We start from the raw sequence: 21,412 nt of genomic DNA on the forward strand, positions 1-21,412 counted from the left end.
TGCCTGCCGGGCGCGACGTCCGCGAGCAGGCCGTACGCCCGGACCCGGTTCCTGGGCGCGGGGCTCCGAGCCCCGCACCCGCGCGCCGGCGCAGGTCCGCCGACGCAGCGCGCTCAGGCCCGCCCTGCCGCCCGGAGGACCGCGGTGCGGAACCGGTTGCACCGATCCACCTCGTCCGTCACCGGACCCAGCACCACGGTCTCTGCCACCTGCGAGCAGGCGGCGACGAGGCGGCGGCGTACGCGTGCCGCCCGCCGGGCTGCTCCCCAGCGGGCGAGGAGCGCCGCCACGACGCCGAGCAGGATCCCGGCGGCCACTCCCATGAGGATGAGCAGGGTCGGCACGGGGAAGCCCTCGACCCGCGGGACGTCGATCGCGGGCAGTTGGAGGAAACCGAGGACCGCGAGGACCGCGAGCCAGGCCAGTCCTGCGACGAGCGCCGCGAAGGCGATCCACTGGAGGAGGCCGAAGACCCCCCACCATGCACGACGGCCGGTCTCCAGATCGGTGCCCGTCACGGCGGAGTCGAGCGCGTCCGTCAGCTCTCCGGCGGTGCCGCGGGCGGCATCACGGATGGAGGTGTGCCAGGGCTCCGTGACCCCGACGGCTGCCGCGTCCCCGAAGACGCGCAGCGCCTGGTCCACCTTGAACCGGTGCGCGGGCTGGCTGAGGGGCAGCGACGAGCGGCGCACCTCGGGCATCACGTCCTGCCGCCGCAGGTTCAGCCGCCGCAGCGGGTCCGGACGGAACCTCCCGAGCCACCGTGTGACGGGCCAGCCCGTGACGGCATGTGCGTCGCGGCGGTAGGAGGTGCGGACGGCGTCGACCACCACCCGCACACCCGCCGCCGATCCGAGCCCCTCGGCCAGGGCCGTCCGGGCCTCCTCCGACGGGCCGGCGGAGGGGTTCTCCGCCGTGAACGGGAGAAGGTCGCTCGCCGCCCGGGCGGCATCCGCTGCCATCCTCCGGGTGGCAGCGGCCCGGCTCTCGGCGAGGTCCCTGATCGCCGCCGCCAGGGCGTCCACGCCCTGGCCCGTCCGTGCGGAGACCGGGACGACGGCGACGCCCTGCAGTCCTTCGTCCGCGAGGATGCCGCCGAGCGAGGCCGTGACCGCGCCCAGGTCCTGCGGGTCCAGGCGGTCCGCCTGATTGAGGGCCACCAGTGTCACGGCCTCGTGCGTGCCGAGGTTGCGCAGGAAGCCATGGTGGAGGGCGGCGTCGGCGTACTTCTGGGGATCGACCACCCAGAGCAGGACGTCGACCTGCCCCGCCATCCGCTCCACGACCTCACGGTGCGCCAGGGCCGTCGAATCGAAGTCCGGCAGATCGAGGAGGATCAGTCCCGCTGCATCAGGGCCTGCGGACTCGGAGCCGGTGGCATCGGCCCCGGCGGTGGAGGACCGGCCGGGACGCGGCGTCATCGTGGGGTCGGAACGCACCGACGACGCGCCGCGGCGCCACCAGCGCAGCAGACCACGCCGTCGCGCGGGCGGGTCGGCACGGACCTCCGCGGAGGGTGCGTCGTCCGGCGCCCCGCCGGCGCCATCGCCGAGGGCAGCGCGTCCGATACCTCCACCCGCTCCGGCGTGTCGATCAGGGTGGACACCTGCGACACCTCCGACTGGCCGCGCGAGAACCGCGCCGTCGGGCAGTTCCACCCGCTGGCGCACGCCGAGCCATTCGAGCAGCTCACCGCTCCCCTGACGGCCCCAGACGAGCGCGAGGGGCTCGGAGGTCGTGGGACGCCTCGCAGCCACGCGGGCGGCGTCCGTACCGCTGAGGGCGTTCACGAGGGAGGACTTCCCGCTGCCGGTGGGCCCGAAGACCCCGACCACCGTGTGGTCGGCGGACAGCGACCGGCGGCTGCCCGCGCGGTCCAGCATGGCGTGCAGCCGCGCGATCTCGTCCTGGGGTAGGCGGTCCGTCCCGAGCTCGTGCGCCTTCTGCAGGTGCCCGAGGGCGTCGGTGAGGGATTCGGCGAGCGGGAGCTCCGCCGTCGCTCCGCGGTGTCCGCTCACGCGTCGTCCCCGTGGACGTCCGCCGCGGCGTGTCCCGCGGGCAGTGCGGTGCGGAGCCGGCTGGCCAGCACGCGCAGGGTCTCCGCCGGCGTCTGCCGGGCCAACGGGTCGAGGAGGCGTTCGAAGGGTGCCCGCTGCCGCTGCAGGAGGGCCTCCACGCGCTTTGCGAGGTCGGAGCGGGCGATGGCGGTGAGGCGCCGGACGGCGTCGTCGCCGAAGACCGCCTCGAGCAGTTTCTGCCCTGCGATGGCGGAGGCACCGGCGATGCCGATCTCACCGCCGGTCAGTCCACCGGTGGAGGCGAAGACCACCACCATCAGCGCGACGGCGATGCCGTTGACACCGAAGGAGAGCATGCGGGCCGTGAACCGCTTGTCGGCGCCCTCGGCCTGGACGAGCCGCAGGAGGTCCTCCTGCCAGGCACGGACCTCCCGCGCCACCTCGGCGGACACCTCGTCGGCGCGCCACGGATCGAGCCCCTGCAGCAGCACGCTTCCTGCCGTGTCGCCACGCCACCGGCGCCGCGTCGACTCGTCCGCGCGGGCGGCCTGTTCCACGATGACGGTCTGCAGGCCGCTGCCAATTGCATCGGCCACGGTGGCAGCGGGCGCCGGCTTCCCCGTGAAGAAGGCGCTGACGCGGTCCCGTGCCCGGCCGATCCTCGATTCGAGCCCCCGCATGAACTCCCCCGTCCCCACGAAGTCCTGCCAGCGTGCGAGGACCTCGCCCCGCAGCAGCGTGCCGTCCTCCGTCGACGCCATGACGGTGGCCAGCGCTTCGCGATAGGCATTGTCCGCTGCTGCACGCAACCCGTCCCCGACCGCCTGCTCGCGGCTCGCGGCCTCGGCGATCCCGTCGACGCGGTCCGCGAGTGCCCGCATCGCCCCCTGCACCGTACGCCGCGCGATGTCGCGCCGCCCGTCGGCGTCCGCGGCGAGGGCCTGCAGCCACCGCGTGATGGGCTCGACGGCATCCGGGGGCAGCATCCGCGCGGCGCCCAGCGGCAGTTCGGGAATGACGAAGATGGGAGCGTGCCCGAGGTTCTCCGCTGACAGCAGCGTCAGCAGGTCTCCCCTGATCTCCTCCTCGATGCCGGGCGGTACCCGGTCGAGCACGATCGCCACGAGGACGTCGCGTCGCCCTGCCTCGGCCAGCAGCTTCCAGGGCACGGCGTCGGCGTAGCGGTTGGCCGTGGTCACGAAGAGCCAGAGGTCGGCGGCCGCCAGGAGCTGCCCGGCGAGCCGTCGGTTCTCGTCCGCGATCGAGTCGACGTCGGGGGCGTCCAGCAGTGCCAGCCCGGACGGCAGCGACGCCGTCGGACGCAGGAGCAGCGTGCCCGCTTCCCCACCCGATTCCTGCTGCTGCGCCGGCAGCCCGTCGGACGATCCCACGCCCGCCGCTGTCCCGCCGTCGTCCACGGGCCCGTCCTTCGGCTCGCCGTCGCCCGCGAGCCGGACGCGACCGAGGGAGGGCAGCACGCGGGTGTCGTCGAACCAGGGCGCATCGTCCGGGTGGTGGAGCAGGAGCGGCTGGCGCGTGGTGGGCCGGACGGCGCCCGTGACGGAGACGGGCCTGCCCACGAGGGCATTGACGAGAGTGGATTTGCCCGCACCTGTCGACCCGCCGACGACGGCGACGAGGGGCGCGTCGAGGCTGGCAAGCCGCGGCAGGATGTAGTCGCTCAGCTGCTCGCGGGCCGCCTGCTTCGATGCACGGGCATCGACCGAGCCTGGGAGCTGCAGCGGGAAGGCGAGGTTCTCGAGAGCGCTGTTGACTTCCCGCAGCAGCGGCGGAAGCCCGCGGGCGTCGCCGGCGGAGGAGGATGGGCTCATGGTCCCATCATGCCAGTGCTTCCCGACGCATCAGAGATCTGCCTCGGGAGGCAGACGCCGTACCAGGCCTTAAAGCAGGAAGCCCCGGACATCGTGGTGATGTCCGGGACTTCCCGATGGTGACCCCAGCGGGATTCGAACCCGCGTTACCGCCGTGAGAGGGCAGCGTACTAGGCCGCTATACGATGGGGCCAGTACTTTCCATCCTACTACTGTTCTTCTACTGCTTTTGCCATCCCGCCCGTGAGGGCGGAAGTGCGCTGGGGTACCAGGACTCGAACCTAGAATGTTGGTACCAGAAACCAGTGTGTTGCCAATTACACCATACCCCAAGGGCGCTTTTCGGAGACCCGGTGGTGCTGGGTTCCGGCCGCATAACTGCTCCGCGCCGAGAAACAACTTTACCGGACAGGAGGCAGGAACTGCAAAACGGCCGGTAGTCCCGCTATGCGCGGCACCTCCGACGCGCCCTCGGCGAGGACGCCCGTCGTCGTTCCTGAGTCCGTTCCGCGCTCTTCCCCGCGTCCGGCGCGGTCGAGCCAGACACCCACCAGCCCGGCCGAGCAGGCCCCTTCGGCGTCCACCAGCCTGTTGTCCCCGACGTACAGCGTGCGTTCCGGCGCCGTGCCGATCAGGCGGGCACCCTCCCGGTAGATCGCGGGGTCCGGCTTGGCCACCCCTACGGTATCGATGCCGACGAGGACGGCGATGCGCTGGAGTCCCGCCCTGTCGAGCTTGGCCCGCTGATAGTCGTGCACGTTGTTGCTCACCGCACCGTAGGGGACGCCACGGGCATCGAGCGCGTCGAGCAGCGGGACGACGTCCTCGTAGGCCCGGAAGTGCTGTGGGAGCATCTGCTCGTAGGACCGCACCCACGCCTCGGCCACCCGCCCGAGGAACGGCTCCGGGGTGAACCCGGCCCGCGCGTGCCGCACGCGGTGCACGCGCTGCTCCTCGAACGTGAGCTCACCGGCGAGGAAGCGGTCGTAGTGCCGCTGCGGGTCGGTCGTGTACAGCGCCTTGTAGCGCACCCAGTCGTCGTCGCCCAGATGGCTGAGGGCCGGATCGGGGATGGCCTGCAGGGTGTGCCCCATCGCCTGCTCGAGGTCCACGAGCGTGTCGTCGATGTCGAACAGGACGCCGTCCACGGTCCCGTCCCGCGGCGCAGGCGGTCCGGCCGGAGCGGGCACGGGTCAGCCCGCCGTCTCGCGCAGGGCCCGGAGGCGCGCCAGCGAGGATTCGCGGCCCAGGATCACCATCGACTCGAAGAGCGGCGGGGAGATCCTGCGTCCCGAGACGGCGGTGCGGGCGGGCCCGAACGCCAGGCGCGGCTTCAGTCCGAGCGTGTCCACGAGTGCGCTCCGGAGAACGGCCTGCAGCGACTCCGCGTCCCAGGCCTCCACGCCCTCGAGGGCGTCCACCGTCGCGTCGAGCACGTCCCCGAGATTCTCCGGCAGGCCCTTGCGGGCGTCGTCGGCGATGTCCACGGCGTCGTCTGCCTTGAACAGGAAACCGAGCATCTCGGGCGCCTCGCCGAGCAGGGTGATGCGTTCCTGGATGAGCGGGGCCGCCTCGGCCACGATGCGCAGCTCCTCCTCCGTGGGCTCTCCCCCGATGATGCCGGCAGCGGCGAGGTACGGCAGCAGGCGGCTGCGGAACTCGGCGGGATCCAGGAGCCGCACATGCGTCCCGTTGATCGCCTCCGCCTTCTTGAGGTCGAACCGTGCGGGATTCGCGAGGACGTCGCGCACGTCGAACTTCTCGACGAGCTGCTCGACGGAGAAGATGTCCTCGTCCGCGGACAGGCTCCAGCCCAGCAGGGACAGGTAGTTGAGGAGCCCCTCGCGGATGAAGCCGCGCTCCCGGTGCAGGAAGAGGTTGGACTCCGGGTCCCGCTTGGAGAGCTTCTTGTTTCCCTGGCCCATCACGTAGGGAAGGTGGCCGAACAGGGGCATGTACTTCGCCACGCCGATCTCGATCAGCGCGCGGTAGAGGGCCACCTGCCGGGGTGTCGAGGACAGCAGGTCCTCGCCGCGCAGCACGTGCGTGATGCCCATCAGGGCATCGTCCACGGGGTTCACGAGCGTGTAGAGGGGCGCGCCGTTGGCCCGCACGACGGCGAAGTCCGGGACGCTGCCGGCGCGGAAGGTGATCTCGCCGCGCACGAGGTCCGTGAAGGTGATGTCCTCGTCCGGCATGCGCAGCCGCAGGACGGCGGGACGGCCCGTGGAGCGGAAGGCGTCCTTCTGCTCCTCCGTCAGCGTGCGGTCGTGGTTGTCGTAGCCCAGCTTGGGGTCGCGGCCCGCGGCACGGTGCCGTTCCTCCACCTCCTCGGGCGTGGAGAAGGACTCGTAGAGGTGGCCGGCCTCCACGAGCCGCGCGATCACGTCCTGGTAGAGCTCGCCGCGCTGCGACTGGCGGTACGGCGCGTGGGGGCCACCCACCTCGACGCCCTCGTCCCAGTCGATGCCGAGCCACCGCATGGCCTCCAGCAGCTGCTGGTAGCTCTCCTCGCTGTCACGGGCGGCGTCGGTGTCCTCGATGCGGAAGACGAGCTTCCCGCCGGTGTGGCGTGCGTAGGCCCAGTTGAACAGGGCGGTCCGGATCAGCCCGACGTGGGGCGTACCCGTCGGGGACGGGCAGAAACGGACCCTGACGGGCGTGGCATCGGTGACGGTGGGGATCTCAGCGGCAGTAGTCATGATGCTCCCAGTCTAGGTGGGACCACCCGGCCCGACCGCGCGCCGTCGGGCCCCGGAGGGGGCACGACGGCGCGCACCGGTCAGCGGCGTGCCGGGTTGGACAGGCGGCCGATGCCCTCGATGTCGACCTCGTAGCGCTGGCCGTCGGTGATCATCCCGACGCCGGCGGGCGTACCGGTGAGGATGATGTCCCCCGGCAGGAGGGTGAACGCCTGGGAGACGTAGGCCACGAGCTCGCGGGCACCCCAGATCATGTCGCTCGTGGAGCCGTCCTGGCGGAGGTCGCCGTCGAGCGTCCCGCGGATGGTGAGGTTCTCGGGGTCGAGGTCCGTCTCGATCCACGGGCCGATGGGGCAGGACGTGTCGAAGCCCTTCGCGCGGGCCCACTGGTCGTCGGTCTTCTGCACATCGCGTGCCGTGAGGTCGTTGGCGCAGGTGTAACCGAAGACCACGTCGTCGACGCGCTCGAGCGGGACGTCCTTGCAGATGCGGCCGATGACCACGGCCAGCTCCGCCTCGTAGGAGATCTGGTCCGAGAAGGACGGCAGCATGATCGGATCGCCGGGGCCGATGACCGACGTGTTCGGCTTGAGGAACATCAGTGGCGCGGCCGGCGTCTCGCTGCCCATCTCCTGGATGTGGTCGGCGTAGTTCCGGCCCACACCCACTACTTTGCTACGCGGGATGACGGGCGCGAGCAGCCGGACATCCTCGAGGGCGTGGCGGACGCCGGTCAGCTGGACGCCTCCGTAGAAGGGGTCGCCCTGGATGACGGCGACCTCCTCGCTCCCGGGAGCGCCCTCCACGACACCGAACAATGGGTCATCATTTACGACAAAGCGTGCGATTCGCATGGCGCCAAGCCTAGCCTGCGCCGATCCCGAGGCACGGGGCCCCGCCGCCTCGCCCGCGGACGGGCTTAACGCGATACCGCGGGCACCCTCTCCCCAGAGAAGGTGCCCGCGGTACCGGCACTGCGTCAAAACCTTCGGCCCGGCCGCGTTCCTAACGGATCGCCGTGCCCGACCGAGAGGCTCAGTAGGGCCAGTTGTTGACGCGGTCAGTCGAGGACACGGAGGTCTTTGTATCGGCCTTCGCGGGAGCGGCGTTGGCGGCAGCAGCCCCGCCAGTGACGAGGAGAGATGCGAGGAGGAGTGCGGAGGTGAAGCGCTTCATGGTGTTGGTCCTTTGGGCTCGGTTAGACAGTGATGGAGTCCCGCCCTACTACCACGAGCGGCTCTGGAATCATCGTAAGCCACACCAGCCACTTTGGTAACACTTCTGGCGAGATATGTTCGACAATTTTCCGTCCTCTGGCTCCGGCGGCACTTGAACCAATACTGTGAGGAGGCATTGTTCTGGGATTTCGACGAAAGGCGATCATGGCACTGCAGGAATCCCGTGGTGAGCAGCTCATGATCGAACTGCAGGCTCGCGATGCCTGGAACCAGCGTGATTACGTGAGCGCTCAGCAGTTGGCAGAACGAGCCGCAAGCGTCGCTGCAGCCTCCGATGATGAGGCCGGTTGGTGGAATGCCACGTTCCTTGTATCGGAAGCTCTGCGGAAGCAGGGGCGTATGCAACAGTCCAAGGAAATCGCCGAGCAACTCGAGATCCACCCGCTGACGCGTGAGTCACCAGCGTTGAGCGCCAGAGCCGCAACCCTGATGTCCTTCGCACTGCAGGGCACTGGCAATCTCGCCCAAGCAGTCACCGCTGCGCGTGCAGGCGTAAGGTCCGCCCAGGAGGCACCCGGGCAGAAAAGTATCCAGATAGAAGCGCAGAACGCTCTGATCGCCGCCCTCGCCGACAGTGATCGACTCGAGGAAGCCTGGAACGAGTGTCAAATCTTGGCCGAGCTCCTGTCGATGGAACCGCCTACCCAGACCACTGGACTTGGTCATTGGGCAATCGGCAATGTCGCATTCCTCCTCGGGCACATCGGCGAAGGTGTCTCCTATCATCAACTCGCTGCGAAACACCTGTCACCTACGAACGATCTGGACCTGTGGGCGCGATTCAACCGTGCATCGGCGTCGCTGCGGCTGACGGCGAACGTAATCGAACCCGAGACGCTCGAGTGCATTGAGCGTGCAGAACTCGCAAGCTCCATCGTGGGTGGCACCGAGCGTGACCGCCTCGAGTTGAGGCTGACACGGGCGCAATGGCTGGTTCTGACGGGGCAGTTCGAGGCGGCGATCGAGCAGTTCGGAGATGTCATCGCGCACAAGCACCTGCTCGCGACACATACCGCGGCTGAAGCGCACTTCTTCCTTGGACGCGCCCTCTCAGGACAGGGGCGGGACAGCGAGGCACGGGACAACCTCGAAGCGAGCGAGGATCTCTTCCTGCAGTCCGGGGCCCAGGAGAGGGCTGCGGTGGCAAGGTCACTGATGGACGGTATCGGTACCTGAGCGCCGACCCGTTGGGCTCTGTTGTCAAGCGGAATTCCTCGGGTTCCGTACCGCATCCCCGCTCCGCCGATCCGGCGTAGCTTCTTGCGTAGGCCCCGATCGGCTTGGGCGTTTTCCCCCATTACTCCCACCCCGGTCGGGGCTCCTTCATGCCTGCCGCTCCCATCAGCGCATGCCCTGCCGGCCGCCCCCTCGCGCCGCCACGGAAGTGGCCGGGCGCAGTGCTAATCTTTCCCCGTCGGCGGTAGCAGGGTCCGTGCAGAACGATCCACCGCTCGACCACGTGATGGTCGACCCGTCGACGCGTCCTCAACCACTTCTTCGACGGCGGCAGCCTGGGGGTAGCGCCATGACAACGGCTTCCGACCGTACAGCGGACCGAGGGGCACCGGCACTCCCCCGGCATCCGTTTGTCGCCGCACCGCTCGGCGCGCAGGCGGCAGCGGCCCGGAATGTACGCTGGGACCGATGAGCGCCCACAAGGACCCGCGGCTCGCGATGCTCGTCGAGAGCATCGTCCGGTTGTCGCGCGGCGAACTCAGCAGTCGGATCGAACCCTCGAGCGCGAGGGATGAGGTCGACGCCGTCATCACCGGTGTGAATCTCCTCGCCGAGGAGCTCGAGCAGGTGTACGAGCAGTTCGAGAAACGCGTCGAAAGTCGCACCGCCATGCTCCGCCAGGCGCACCTGGACATGATGAAGATGGCGATGTCCGACGCCCTCACGGGCCTCGCGAACCGCGTAGCGCTGATGGACGCCATCGAGGAGGCCCTCAACCAGGCCTCGGCCGGATCGCCGCCTCCCGCCCTCCTGTTGCTCGATCTCGACAGCTTCAAGAACGTCAACGACCGCTTCGGCCACGACGCCGGTGACCGCGTCCTGCAGGAGGTGGCGTCCCGGCTCAACAGCGTCGTCCGCGAGAGCGACCTCGTGGCCCGGCTCGGCGGTGACGAGTTCGCGATCCTGCTGCCCGGCGCGAGCATGGACAGCGCGATGCACGTGGCACGTCGGGCCCTGGAGGCACTCGACGCGCACATCCGCCTGGACTCGCTCTACGTCCACGCGCGCGCCAGCATCGGCGTCCGCCTCGGTACCACCGGCCAGTCCGCCGAGGAACTCCTGCTCGACGCCGATACCGCCATGTATGCGGCCAAGCGCGAGGGTCGCAGCATCATCAAGGTCTTCGAGCCCGTGATGCTTTACTCGCGGCAGCTGCGCAGCCAGATGGCCACCGAGCTGCGCGGCGCCATCAGTTCGGACGAACTCGTGCTGCACTACCAGCCGGTGGTGGAGCTCGCCACCAACCGGATCCTCGGTGTGGAGGTCCTGGTGCGGTGGCAGCATCCCCTGCGCGGGCTGATCCCGCCGGACACCTTCATCCCCCTCGCCGAGGAGATCGGCGTCATCCATGACCTGGACCGCTGGGTGATGTCCCGCTCGCTGCGTCAGCTGGCCCAGTGGCGCCGGGACATCGCGCTCGACGAGGACTTCCAGTTGAGAGTCAACCTCTCCGCGGTCGAGCTCAAGCAGCTCGACCTGGTGGACCACATCCGCGGCCTGCTACGCGAACTCGACCTCCCGGCGCGCGCCCTCGTGGTGGAGATCACCGAGACGGCGATCGTGACGCGCGGCGAGGTGGAGATGTACTCGCTCCTGAGCCTGAAGCAGCTCGGCGTGGGGATCGAGATCGACGACTTCGGGACGGGATACTCCTCCATCAGCTACCTGCGGGAGCTGCCCGTCAGCATGGTCAAGGTGGACCGCTCGCTGCTCGTGGAGCTCAACTCGAGGGCCGGGCAGCTGGAGTTCGTCGCCGCGATCCTGCAGCTCATCCGGGCCGCCGGGCTCGAGGCAGTGTTCGAGGGCATCGAGACGGCCGAACAGGCGAGTCAGTTGAGGGACCTCGGTTGCGCCAGCGGCCAGGGGTACTACTTCAGCCGCCCCCTGCCGGCCGACGAGACGGCGGCGCTCCTGACCGCGACCCGCTTCCTGCAGGTCGGTGACGGCGTCGAGGGCGCGCAGCGGGCGTCCTCCCGCTGACCCGGCCCGGGAACGGCGACGGCGCCCGTTCCCACCCCTGCAGGGGCGGTGGCGGGCGCCGTCGGGGGACGGAACTCAGACCAGGCGCGTCAGCCAGCCGTGCGTGTCCTCCTCGACGCCGGTCTGGATACCCAGCAGCTGGCTCCGGATCGACATGGTGACCTCCCCCGCCGCGGAGTCGGCGGCTCCGATGTACTCGTCGCCGTCGCGCAAGCGGCCGATCGGGGTGATGACGGCAGCCGTGCCGCACGCGAACACCTCCGTGATGTCGCCGGAGGCGACGCCGTCTCGCCATTCGTCGAGCGTGATCTTGCGCTCCACGACGTCCAGGCCGCGGTCGCGTCCGAGCTGGATGACCGAGGACCGCGTCACGCCCTCGAGGATCGTGCCCGAGAGGGCGGGGGTCACGAGGGAGCCGTCACGGAAGACGAAGAACACGTTCATGCCGCCGAGCTCCTCGACGGCATTGTCGTTGAACTGGTCGAGGAAGAGCACCTGCTTGCAGCCGTGGGCCTCGGCCTCCAGCTGGGCGGCGAGCGACGAGGCGTAGTTGCCGCCGGCCTTGGCGGCCCCTGTGCCGCCACGTCCTGCCCTCGCGTAGTTGCGGGACACCCAGATGTCCACGGGCTTCACCTCACCGCCGAAGTAGTTGCCCGCAGGGGACGCGATGACGCGGTAGGACACCTCGCGGGCAGGCCGCACGCCGAGGAACGCCTCGGTGGCGATCATGAAGGGCCGCAGGTAGAGGCTCTCGCCGTCACCGGACGGGATCCAGTCCTGATCCGCGGCGACGAGCTGGCGCAGCGACTCGAGGAACAGTTCCTCGGGCAGCTGGGGCAGGGCGAGGCGGACGGCGGACCGGTTGAGGCGGGCAGCGTTGGCATCGGCGCGGAACGTCCACACCGAGCCGTCGGCGTGGCGGTAGGCCTTCATGCCCTCGAAGATCTCCTGGCCGTAGTGCAGGACGGCGGCCGCGGGATCGAGGGCGATGGGCCCGTAGGGCTCGAGGCGGGCGCTGTGCCAGCCCCCGACCCCGGACTCGTCCACGCGGAAGTCGACGATCGCGGTGTGGTCGGTGAAGAAGTTGCCGAAGCCGGGATCCGCCAGGACCGCCTCCCGCTCCTCGACCGGCATGCGCCGCTCCGACAGGTGCTGGGCGAACTGGGTTTCGGTGGCTGTCATGGTTCCTCCGCGCTGGAACGGACTGCACGCGCGGCGCGGCCGCCGTCGTCCGTCGGTGGTCAGTGCTCCGGCACTGGGTTAATGATGTGTAACCACCTTAGGACACGGCAGCGGCAATGGCATCGCCGACGGCGGCCGTGCTGCGGGCTCCCGTCCTGGACGCGATGTCCGCCTCGACGGCCTGCTCGATCCGAACCGCGGGCGCGTCGAGACCGAGATGGTGGAGCAGGAGCGCCGCCGAGAGGATCGCGGCCGTGGGGTCGGCGATCTGCCGGCCCGCGATGTCCGGCGCCGAGCCGTGGACGGGCTCGAACATGGACGGGGCGGTGCGGTCCATGTTGAGGTTCGCGGACGCGGCGAGCCCGATGCCCCCCGAGACCGCTGCGGCGAGATCGGTCACGATGTCGCCGAACAGGTTGTCGGTGACGATCACGTCGAAGCGCGCCGGATCGGTGACGAGGAAGATCATCGCCGCGTCCACGTGCAGGTAGTCGTGCTCCACCTCGGGGAACTCGACGGCGACGGCCTCGACGATGCGCTTCCACAGGTGGCCGGCATGGACGAGGACGTTGTGCTTGTGCACGAGGGTCAGCTTCCTGCGGCGTCCCGCAGCTCGTGCGAAGGCGTCGCGCACCACGCGCTCCACGCCGTGCGCCGTGTTCAGCGAAACCTCGGTGGCCACCTCGTGCACCGTCCCGCCGCGAAGCGTCCCGCCGTTGCCCGTGTACGGACCCTCGGTCCCTTCACGGACGACGACGAAGTCGACGGCGCCCGGGTCGGCGAGCGGACTGGTGACGCCGGGGAACAGCCGGGTGGGACGCAGGTTCACGTAATGGTCCAGCGAGAAGCGGAGCTTGAGCAGGAACTCCCGCTCGATCAGGCCCGACGGGACGAGGGTGTCCCCCGGCGCGGCGCCCACCGCGCCGAAGAGGATGGCGTCGTGGCTCCGCAGGCGCTCCAGGGTCGCATCGGGCAGGGTCTCCCCCGTGGCGAGCCAGTGCTCGGCGCCGAGTTCGTACTCCGTCAGCGCGACGTCGACGTCGGTGCCCACGGCCGCCAACAGCACCTTCACCGCCTCTGCTGTCACTTCCGGGCCGATCCCGTCTCCGGGGATGACGGCCAGATCGATGCGGTGCGGTGCGTCAGTCATGGTCCCAGCGTAGGAAGGCACCTTCTCCCGCGACAATCGGTCCGCAGGCTGAGACAGCTCCACCCGCGGTCGGATGTGCGGCGGCAGCGGCCCACCTAGAGTTGGTTGCCATGGACATCCACCTGCGACTCGCGCGCTGGGTACGCGCACACCCGGGGACACTGGACACCTGCCTCGCGCTGGCGATCTTCGTGTTCCTGGTCCTGCCCTTCGCCGGCGCCAGCGGGTACGGCGTCGTCGTCGCGGTGTCCGTGGCCCTGCTGGTGCCCCTCGCGTGGCGCCGCTCGCACGTGCTCCTCTCGGCCGGGATCATCGCCGGCATCTCCGTCCTGCAGCTCGTCCTCGGCGTGGACCCGGTCCCGGCGCAGTTCGTCGTGCTCATCACGCTCTACACGCTCGCCGCCTACGCCCCGCGGTGGGCCAGCATCGGTGGCCTGGGGCTCACGGTCCTCGCCGCCGCCGTCGGCCCCGCGCGCTACGGAGACCTGCTCGGCCTCGGCGGGGACCAGTTCGTGCTGAGCACCATCCCGCTGTTCCTGGTCCTGGTCTTCTTCATCGAGGCCCTCGTGCTCCTCGCCTGGACGATGGGTGACCTCGCCCGGTCCCGGCGCCGCACCTATCAGGCACTGGAGGACAGGACGCGGCGGCTGGAGGTGGAGCGGCAACAGGAGCGCGACCTCGCGGCCGCGGACGAACGCAGCCACATAGCCCGGGAGATGCACGACATCGTGGCGCACTCCCTCTCGGTCATCATCACGCAGGCCGACGGCGCACGGTACGCGAGCGCCCAGGCGCCCGAGCTCGCGGTGCAGACACTCGGCACCATCGCCGACACGGGACGGGGATCGCTGCGCGAGATGCGGCGGCTGCTCGGTGTCCTGCGCGGCGACGAGACCGCTTCCACGCGGCCGCTGCCCACGCTGGACGACGTCGACTCCCTCATCCAGTCGGTCCGGCGATCCGGCGTCCGGGTGGCGTGCCGCCGCAACGGTAAGCCCCGGAGGCCGCTCCCGCTCGGCGCCGAGCTGACCGCCTACCGGGTGGTGCAGGAGTCGCTCACCAACGTGCTCAAGCATGCGGGGGCGAACACGAGCGCCGAGGTGGAGCTCGGGTACGGCCCCCGCGGGCTGACCGTCACGGTCGACGACGACGGCCGCGGGGCCGCGCCCGATCCCTCCACGGCGGGCGCCGGCCAGGGGATCACCGGGATGACCGAGCGGGTGCGCCTGTACGACGGCACCGTGTCCGCGGGGCCGCGCACGGGCGGCGGCTATCGTGTGGAGGCATTCATCCCCTACACGCAGGCCTAGGCTTGTGGCGGCACCCGGGAGACGCGTGAGCGGCGCAGCGCGAGGATGACAGGTATGCACCAGCACCAGGCGAGACCAGGAGAACAGGACCCCGTGGAGAGCACCAGCAGTACCACCAGCAGCACCGCGCCGGCCGACACGGGCAGCGAGCCGGCACGCGGCGGGGACACCGGGCCGATCCGCGTCGCGATCGTCGACGACCAGCACCTCGTGCGCAGCGGATTCGCGATGCTCATCAACTCCCAGGCCGACCTCACGGTGGTCAGCGAGGCGGCCAACGGCGAGCAGGCGGTCCGGGCGCTCGCCGCCACGCGCGCCGACGTCGTGCTGATGGACGTGCGCATGCCGGGTATGGACGGCATCGAGGCGACCCGCCGTATCCTCGCCGGCCAGGCGGCAGCAGGCGGTGCGGCGGCCGGGCCACGGATCGTGGTGCTGACGACCTTCGACCTCGACGAGTACGCGCTGTCCGCGATCCACGCCGGGGCGAGCGGATTCCTGCTGAAGGATGCGCCGCCGGAGGAGCTGCTGGAGGCCATCCGCACGGTGCATCGCGGTGACGCCGTGATCGCGCCCTCCACCACGCGGCGCCTGCTGGACCATGTGGCCCCGATGCTGCGCCAGGCATCGCCCGCTCAGGACGCCCAGGCCGCCGCGGTGGCCCGCCTGACCGCCCGCGAGCGCGAGGTGTTCGAACTCATCGCCCAGGGGCTGTCCAACCCGGAGATCGCGTCGAAGCTGTTCCTGTCCGAGGCGACCGTGAAGACACACGTGGGGCACATCCTCGCGAAGCTCGGGGCGCGCGACCGCGTACAGGCCGTCGTCCTCGCCTACGCGACGGGCATCGTGCGGCCCTGACGACAGGCCGGCCCGTACCCGGGACCAGCCGGTCGTAGGCTGCGGTGCTCCTGCTCATCCCCCGGGATGAGAGATGCGGCGGGAAACCCCGGCCCGCGCGCCGATCCGGACGCCCGCTTCCCTCCATAGCGTGGGAGCATGACAACGTCCACGAATCGTCCTGCCGGCATGCCCGGCGCCCTCCCCGTGTCCTCCACCCCGGACGGCGCCGTCAGCGCCCGGGGCGTGTCCAAGAGCTACGGCCGCGGTGAGACCGCCGTCCACGCGCTCCGCGGCGTCTCCCTCGACTTCGAGCGGCAGCGCTTCACGGCGATCATGGGCCCGTCCGGGTCCGGCAAATCGACCCTCATGCACTGCCTCGCGGGGCTCGACAGCATCGACGCCGGCCGGCTCTGGATCGGCGCGACCGAGATCACCGCACTGCCCGACGCCGACCTCACCCGCCTCCGCCGCGACCGCGTGGGCTTCGTCTTCCAGGCCTTCAACCTCGTTCCCACCCTCACCGCCGAGCAGAACATCACCCTGCCGGTCGCGCTCGCCGGCGGCACCGTGGACACCGCCTGGCTGCAGCAGATCTCGTCCTCCCTCGGGCTGACCGACAGGCTGACCCACCGCCCGCACGAGCTCTCCGGCGGCCAGCAGCAGCGCGTCGCCGTCGCCCGCGCCCTGCTCACCCGGCCCGACGTCATCTTCGGGGACGAACCCACCGGCAACCTCGACTCCGCGACGGGCGCCGAAGTGCTCTCCCTGCTCCGGCGCAGCTGCCGCGAGATGGGCCAGAGCATCATCATGGTGACGCACGATCCCGTGGCGGCGTCCTATGCCGACCGCGTGGTCCTCATGAACGACGGCGTGCTGGTCGGCGAGCTCGAGCAGTCCACGCCGGACGCCATCTCGAGCGCCCTCGCGCAGCTGGGAGCCTGACGTGCTGCAGCTGGCCCTCGCCCAGGTGCGGGTGCATTCCCGCCGCTTCATCGCCGTCGGGCTCGCCGTGATGCTCGGCGTCGCCTTCCTCTCCGCGACCCTCATGGTCGGCGCGACCACCAACGCCAGTCTCGGCCGGAGCATCGGGGCCACCTACGCCAAGGCCGACCTCGTGGTGACCGGTCAGGACGGCGCGGACATCCCTGCCGACGTCGTCGAGCGGCTCGCAGCCGTCCCTGGTGTGCACACCGCACACGGTCTCGAGCGGGCGTACGGTCAGCTCGCCACGGGCTCGCAGACCTCCCTCGCCGCCTTCACCACCACCGCTCCGCCGGACCTGGAGAACGCGGAGGTGACCCGCGGCTCCTACCCGAGCGCCCCCGGTGAGGTGGCGCTCGACGAGAAGTCGGCCGGGCGGCTGGGCATCACACCCGGTGACACCGTGGCCCTCGGTGACAGGACCGAGGTGACCCCTGCCGCGCTGGGCGGCGCCCTCAAGGTCACCGCGCTCATGGCGCCCAGCGCCGACCCGTCCCTGTCCGGGGTGGTGCAGGTCCTCGCGTCCCCGTCGGTGGTCCGCGAGCTCTCCGACGGCGGCCCCGCGTTCCGCAACGTCCAGCTGGCCCTGGACCCCGGCACGGACACCGCCGCCCTCGCCGCGGCCGTCGCCGCGGCCCTCGAACCCGCCCGGGAGTCCGGCACCTTCACCGTCCGCACGGCCCCCGAACAGACACTCGCCGACGTGGCCCAGCTCTCCAACGGCAACGACGCGCTCACGGGGATCCTCCTCGCCTTCGCCGCCGTGGCCGTGCTCGTCGCCGGGCTGGTCATCGCGAACACCTTCTCGGTCCTCGTGGCGCAGCGGACCCGGGAACTGGCCCTGCTGCGCTGCATCGGGGCCGGACGGCGGCAGATCCGGTCCTCGGTGCTCGTCGAAGCCGCCCTCGTGGGACTGGTGGCGTCCCTGCTCGGGGTGCTGCTGGCCGTCGGTGTCATGGCTGCACTCGTCGGGCTGGCCCGCGGAACCGGCTTCGGCTCCTTCGCCGTCCTGGCCGTCCCACCCTCGGCCGTGCTCATCGGTATCGCGGTGGGCGTGCTGATGACACTCCTCGCCGCCCTGGTCCCGGCGCGGGCTGCGACGCGCGTGGCACCGCTGGCCGCGCTCCGTCCCGCCGAGCCGGTGCTCGCCGGGACCAGGAGCGGGCGGGTCCGGCTCATCGCGGGCCTCGCCGCCCTGCTCGTCGGCGCCGCGCTGCTGCTCCTCGGCGCCGTCTCCGTCGCGATCGGCCAGGCCGTGGTCGGCGGTGCCATCTCCTTCCTCGGCATCGTGCTCCTCGCACCACTCTTCATCCCGGCCTGCGTGGCGGCTGTCGGGCGGATTGCCCGCCCCCTGGGCGTGCCCGGCGCCCTCGCGGCGGTCAACGCCGTCCGGAACCCCGCCCGCACCACGGCGTCGGCGGCCGCCCTGATGGTCGGCGTGACGCTCGTGACCATGATGATGGTCGGGGCGCAGACCGCCCGGATGTCCTTCGACCGCGAGCTCGACCAGAACTACGCCGTCGACCTCGAGGTGAGGGTGGCCGGGTCCCTCTCCGCGGCGGCCGGCGAGCAGCCGTCCCGCGTGGATGCCGCCACACTCCTGCAGGTGGACGGGGTGCAGGCCGCCGTCCAGCTCACCCCGGTGCTGCTGACCAGCGCCGCGGACGGCGCCCGGCTCGTGTACACGGCGGACGCGGACGAGATCGCCGGCGTGCTCCGCTCCGACGGGGTGCTGCAGGACGGCATGGTCCTGGCACCCCAGACCTGGGAGCAGGCCGAGGTGACCCTCGACGCCGGCGGCGGCCCCGCCACCCTGCCCGTCACCGCGACGGACGCGGTGTTCTTCCAGCCCCTCATCACCCGGGCCACTGCGGAGCAGCTCGGCGGCACCCCGCCGGGGGCCCTCGAGGCCTACCTGGGCGAACCGGCGGACACCGATCCGGCACCCCGGACGGCGGCGGACACTGATGCCTTCACGGCCGCCGTGGGCTCCATGTACTGGCTCCGCGTCGACGACGGACTGGATGCGGACGGCATCGCCGAGGTGCAGTCGCGGATCGTCGCGGCCACGGGTGTGTCGGAGTACGACGTCACCGGCCCGGCGATCGAGCGGCTGGCCTACGACCAGATCATCGACGTCATGCTGCTCATCGTGACCGCCCTGCTCGCCGTCGCCGTGCTCATCGCGCTCATCGGGGTGGCCAACACGCTCTCGCTCTCGGTCCTGGAACGACGCCGCGAGAACTCCCTGCTGCGGGCCCTCGGGCTCACCAGGGGGCAGCTGCGCGGGATGCTCGCGGTCGAGGCCGTGCTCGTCGCCGGGGTCGCGGCCCTGCTGGGAACCGTACTCGGCGTGCTCTACGGATGGCTCGGCGCGCAGTCGGCCCTGGGCGGGTTGACTCCGGTGATCCTCTCGGTGCCCGTCGGTCAGCTCGGAGCGGTCCTCCTGGTGGCCGTCGCCGCAGGACTCCTGGCCTCCGTGCTCCCGGCCCGGCGGGCGGCCCGTCTCTCGCCGGTCGCCGGACTCGCCACCGACTGAGTCCCGGTCCGGCGTCCCTCGGGCCGGCACGCCCGGGCGGACGCCGGGCACCGGCGCGGCTCTCGCCGTGCCGCTACCGATGCCGCGCCGCGCTGCCGTAGGGTGATGTGCTGGACAATCCGATGGAAGGACAGCCCATGACGCGCGTCGAGGACGGCATTCCCCTGCACCAGCTGGACCTGGACACCCTCCTGCCCTACCTGGACCTGCACCTGGTGGGCGCCACGAACGGGGTGCGGCTGTTCAAGGCCGCACGCGTCTCGTGGGCCGGGACGCCCTACGAGAAGGACTTCGCGCGACTGCGCGAGGAGATCAGCGAGGAACGCGCCTTCCTCGAACGGTTGATCAGATCCCTGGGGCACCGCCCCGGCGTGGTCAAGATGGCGGCTGCCCGGGCCATGTCACTGGTGGCGGATCTCGACCCGCTCAATCCGCTGCGCCGCAAGGCGACGGCGGGCGCGCAGCTGGAGCTCGAGGCCCTGCAGTCGCTTCTCCGGGGCAAGGAGTCGCTGTGGTCCACGCTCCTCGCGCTGGTGCCCGAGGCGTCGGCGAGTGCGGGCGATGCCGTGCTCAACCGGACCGCCCTCGAGCACCTGCTCGATGCGTCCAAGCGCCAGCAGGACACCGTGGCACGCGTCATGACGGAGACCGCCCCCGCACGTTTCCTGCGGCGCTGACGGCGGACCCGGCATCTGTCCGGCGCCGGGCCTGGTCCCGGAGGGACCCGGCGCCGGGCCGAGGGCGCGCCCCGAGCCGCGACCACGGCCCGGACGGGCGGCTCATGCCCCGGCGGGCTCCTCGTACTTCGGGAACACCGGTGACGGCGCGGGCAGTGCGGTGCCGGGTTCGATGCGCCCGCCCAGTGCGCTGAACAGGCGCCGCGCGTCGTCGTCCGCCGTCCCCTGGCCGAGGGCGGAGAGGATCCGCCCCGCGCCGTCCGGCATGACGGGCTGGGTGAGGATCGCCACCACCCGCAGCACCTCCAGCGTCACGTACAGCACGGTGTCCATGCGTCCGGGGTCCGTCTTCCGCAGGACCCACGGCTGCTGGTCCGCGAAGTAGGCGTTCGTGTCACCGAGCACCGCCCAGACGGCCTCGAGCGCCCGGGAGAACTCCTGCTTCTCGTAGGCGGCGCGGCTGGCCTCGAGCAGGGCGTGCGCCCGGTCGAGGATCTCCGTGTCGGCCGGGGCGAACTCCCCCGGCTGCGGGACGGCGCCGTCGCAGTTCTTGGCCACCATCGAGAGCGAGCGCTGCGCCAGGTTGCCGAAGTTGTTCGCGAGGTCGGCGTTCATGCGCCCCACGACGGCCTCGTGGCTGTAGGAGCCGTCCGCACCGAAGGGGACCTCCCGCAGGAGGAAGAAGCGCACCTGGTCCAGGCCGTACTGGTCCACCCAGTCGGCCGGCGCGACGGTGTTGCCGAGGGATTTGGACATCTTCACGCCCCTGTTGTGCAGGAACCCGTGGATCATGACGCGCCGAGGGACCTCCAGCCCCGCGGACAGGAGGAACGCGGGCCAGTAGATGGCGTGGAAGCGCGAGATGTCCTTGCCGATCACGTGCACGTCCGCCGGCCAGAACCTGCGGAACCGCTCCGACCCGGTGTCGGGGAAGCCGACGCCGGTGAGGTAGTTGGTCAGCGCGTCCACCCAGACGTACATGACGTGTCGGGGGTTGCCGGGCACCGGGACGCCCCAGTCGAACGTGGTGCGGCTGATGGAGAGGTCCTCGAGGCCGCGACGCACGAAGGAGATGACCTCGTTGAAGCGGGGCTGCGGCGCACCGAACTCCGGCTGCGCCTCGTAGAGGTCCAGCAGTTTCTGCTGGTAGGCCGAGAGCCGGAAGAAGTAGCTCTCCTCCTCCGTCCAGGTGACCTCGGTATCGGTCTCCTTCGCGTACCGCGCGCCGTCCTCGCGGACCTCGGTCTCCTCCTCGGCCCAGAACGCCTCGTCCCGCACCGAGTACCAGCCGGCGTACTTGTCGAGGTAGATGTCCCCGTTCGCCTCCATGCGCTTCCAGATCTCGGTCGCCGCGGCGTAGTGGTCCTCGTCGGTGGTCCTGATGAAGCGGTCGTAGGAGGTCCCGACGACGTCGTTCATGTCCTGGAACGCCCGCGCGTTGCGCGTGGCGAGGTCCCGCACCGGGATGCCCTCGCGGTCCGCCGCCTGCTGCATCTTCAGGCCGTGCTCGTCCGTGCCCGTCAGGTACATGACGTCGAAGCCGTCGAGGCGCTTGAAGCGCGCCATGGCATCGACGGCGATCGTCTCGTAGGCGTGCCCGATGTGCGGCACGCCGTTCGGGTAGGAGATGGCGGTGGTGATGTAGAACGGGGGCTTCGGGTCTGCGGAGGTCACCCTATGAAATTACCCCGGTGCACACGGATTCGCCCAAGTGCGACGGCGCACCC

General features: G+C 70.8%; 16 protein-coding genes and 2 tRNA genes. 7 read left to right on the forward strand and 11 right to left on the reverse strand.

Annotated features, from left to right (window positions below):
• Positions 1 to 113: 113 nt before the first annotated feature.
• From CI785_RS17450 to CI785_RS16985, 8 genes are all read right to left on the reverse strand, one after another.
• Positions 114 to 2,018, reverse strand: a complete 1,905-nt coding sequence (locus CI785_RS17450) for a GTPase (protein ID WP_240615000.1) — start codon at positions 2,016 to 2,018, stop codon at positions 114 to 116.
• Positions 2,015 to 3,850: a dynamin family protein gene (locus tag CI785_RS04485; RefSeq protein WP_105030891.1), complete on the reverse strand. Its 1,836-nt coding sequence runs from the start codon at positions 3,848 to 3,850 to the stop codon at positions 2,015 to 2,017. The genes CI785_RS17450 and CI785_RS04485 overlap by 4 nt, the downstream gene beginning before the upstream one ends.
• A 117-nt stretch (positions 3,851 to 3,967) precedes the next feature.
• Positions 3,968 to 4,043 (reverse strand) — tRNA-Glu (locus tag CI785_RS04490).
• Between the two features lie 67 nt (positions 4,044 to 4,110).
• Positions 4,111 to 4,182, reverse strand: a tRNA-Gln gene (locus CI785_RS04495).
• Positions 4,183 to 4,251: 69 nt separating this feature from the next.
• Positions 4,252 to 4,998: an HAD family hydrolase gene (locus CI785_RS04500; protein WP_240615001.1), complete on the reverse strand. Its 747-nt coding sequence runs from the start codon at positions 4,996 to 4,998 to the stop codon at positions 4,252 to 4,254.
• 45 nt (positions 4,999 to 5,043) lie between these two features.
• Positions 5,044 to 6,552, reverse strand: coding sequence for a glutamate--tRNA ligase (gene gltX, locus CI785_RS04505; RefSeq protein ID WP_105030893.1), 1,509 nt, complete (start codon positions 6,550 to 6,552; stop codon positions 5,044 to 5,046).
• 80 nt (positions 6,553 to 6,632) lie between these two features.
• On the reverse strand, positions 6,633 to 7,406 hold the full coding sequence (locus CI785_RS04510) for a fumarylacetoacetate hydrolase family protein (RefSeq protein ID WP_105030894.1): 774 nt from the start codon (positions 7,404 to 7,406) through the stop codon (positions 6,633 to 6,635).
• A 181-nt stretch (positions 7,407 to 7,587) separates the two neighbouring features.
• Positions 7,588 to 7,728, reverse strand: coding sequence for a hypothetical protein (locus tag CI785_RS16985; RefSeq protein ID WP_157940160.1), 141 nt, complete (start codon positions 7,726 to 7,728; stop codon positions 7,588 to 7,590).
• A gap of 206 nt (positions 7,729 to 7,934) precedes the next feature.
• Here CI785_RS16985 and CI785_RS04515 point away from each other — a divergent pair, with 206 nt between their 5' ends.
• The gene (locus tag CI785_RS04515) at positions 7,935 to 8,966 is read left to right on the forward strand and encodes a hypothetical protein (RefSeq protein ID WP_105030895.1); all 1,032 of its coding nucleotides are present in this window, start codon (positions 7,935 to 7,937) and stop codon (positions 8,964 to 8,966) included.
• Positions 8,967 to 9,434: 468 nt separating this feature from the next.
• Positions 9,435 to 11,006, forward strand: a complete 1,572-nt coding sequence (locus CI785_RS04520) for a putative bifunctional diguanylate cyclase/phosphodiesterase (RefSeq protein WP_105030896.1) — start codon at positions 9,435 to 9,437, stop codon at positions 11,004 to 11,006.
• 75 nt (positions 11,007 to 11,081) lie between these two features.
• Here CI785_RS04520 and CI785_RS04525 read toward each other — a convergent pair whose 3' ends face one another.
• Together CI785_RS04525 and CI785_RS04530 are read right to left on the reverse strand one after the other, a co-directional pair.
• The gene (locus tag CI785_RS04525; protein WP_105030897.1) at positions 11,082 to 12,188 is read right to left on the reverse strand and encodes a branched-chain amino acid aminotransferase; all 1,107 of its coding nucleotides are present in this window, start codon (positions 12,186 to 12,188) and stop codon (positions 11,082 to 11,084) included.
• 97 nt (positions 12,189 to 12,285) lie between these two features.
• The gene (locus tag CI785_RS04530) at positions 12,286 to 13,338 is read right to left on the reverse strand and encodes a 3-isopropylmalate dehydrogenase (RefSeq protein ID WP_105030898.1); all 1,053 of its coding nucleotides are present in this window, start codon (positions 13,336 to 13,338) and stop codon (positions 12,286 to 12,288) included.
• 110 nt (positions 13,339 to 13,448) lie between these two features.
• Here CI785_RS04530 and CI785_RS04535 point away from each other — a divergent pair, with 110 nt between their 5' ends.
• The 5 genes from CI785_RS04535 (at position 13,449) to CI785_RS04555 (ending at position 19,685) form a co-directional block, all read left to right on the forward strand.
• Positions 13,449 to 14,648 (forward strand): sensor histidine kinase, encoded by a 1,200-nt coding sequence (locus CI785_RS04535; RefSeq protein ID WP_105030899.1) that lies wholly within the window; start codon positions 13,449 to 13,451, stop codon positions 14,646 to 14,648.
• 54 nt (positions 14,649 to 14,702) lie between these two features.
• Entirely contained in the window at positions 14,703 to 15,506 is an 804-nt protein-coding gene (locus CI785_RS04540) for a response regulator (protein ID WP_105030900.1), read from the forward strand.
• Positions 15,507 to 15,644: 138 nt separating this feature from the next.
• The gene (locus tag CI785_RS04545) at positions 15,645 to 16,430 is read left to right on the forward strand and encodes an ABC transporter ATP-binding protein (protein ID WP_105030901.1); all 786 of its coding nucleotides are present in this window, start codon (positions 15,645 to 15,647) and stop codon (positions 16,428 to 16,430) included.
• Position 16,431: 1 nt separating this feature from the next.
• Positions 16,432 to 19,008 (forward strand): ABC transporter permease, encoded by a 2,577-nt coding sequence (locus CI785_RS04550; protein WP_105030902.1) that lies wholly within the window; start codon positions 16,432 to 16,434, stop codon positions 19,006 to 19,008.
• A 137-nt stretch (positions 19,009 to 19,145) separates the two neighbouring features.
• Complete coding sequence (locus CI785_RS04555) at positions 19,146 to 19,685, forward strand: hypothetical protein (protein WP_105030903.1); 540 nt, start codon at positions 19,146 to 19,148, stop codon at positions 19,683 to 19,685.
• 102 nt (positions 19,686 to 19,787) lie between these two features.
• Here the strand turns inward: CI785_RS04555 and metG are convergent, their stop codons facing one another.
• Complete coding sequence (metG, locus tag CI785_RS04560) at positions 19,788 to 21,359, reverse strand: methionine--tRNA ligase (RefSeq protein WP_105030904.1); 1,572 nt, start codon at positions 21,357 to 21,359, stop codon at positions 19,788 to 19,790.
• Between the last annotated feature and the right edge of the window lie 53 nt (positions 21,360 to 21,412).

The organism is Arthrobacter ruber (assembly GCF_002954225.1).
GTDB lineage: Bacteria > Actinomycetota > Actinomycetes > Actinomycetales > Micrococcaceae > Arthrobacter_D > Arthrobacter_D ruber.